Source organism: Caballeronia zhejiangensis, from assembly GCF_000698575.1.
GTDB classification, from domain to species: domain Bacteria; phylum Pseudomonadota; class Gammaproteobacteria; order Burkholderiales; family Burkholderiaceae; genus Caballeronia; species Caballeronia zhejiangensis.
This window is the reverse complement of record NZ_JFHD01000114.1, coordinates 1-617: the sequence shown is the minus strand read 5'-3', so window position 1 is coordinate 617 and position 617 is coordinate 1. Positions and strand designations below refer to the sequence as shown.

Sequence of the window (617 nt, the reverse complement as noted above, 5' to 3'; positions counted from 1 at the left end):
AATGGCCACGCGGTGCGCAAGAACCTTGCGACTCGCCCAATCGACTACCGCCGTCAAATAGACGAAGCCACGCGCCATGGGAATGTATGTCGTGTCGAGCGCGAACACCTGATTGGCGCGCTCGATCTTCATGCCGCGCAGCAGATACGGCCAAACCTTGTGCTGTGAGTTGCGTCGACTTGTGTTCGGCTTGCAGTAAAGCGCTTCCACACCCATACGCTTCATGAGCGTGCGCACACGGCGGCGGCCAACCTCAAAGCCATCTCGCCGCAGCAGGCGCGCCAGCATCCGCGCTCCGGCGAACGGAAACTCCAGATGCAGTTCGTCTATGCGGCGCATCAACCGATGGCCGGATTCGCTCACCGGCTGCCGCTGGTAATACGCGCTCGACCTTGCAATGCCCACCAACCGGACTTGCTGCGAAACCGGCAACGCATGGCCACGGTCAATCATCGCTTTGCGCTCAGCAATCCCGCCTTGTTGAGCGCGCCGCTTAAAAAATCGTTTTCCAGAGAAAGCTGGCCGATCTTGGCGTGCAAAGTCTTCACATCAACCGGTGGCTCGTTCGATACCACGCCCGCCGTCCCAAACACGTCGGCTGCACGCTCCTGCAACTG

General features: G+C 60.1%; 1 pseudogene. It reads right to left on the bottom strand.

Features of this window, described 5'->3' with window-relative positions:
• Positions 1 to 617 (bottom strand): annotated as a pseudogene (locus tag BG60_RS36190) (IS3 family transposase); the annotation flags it as partial.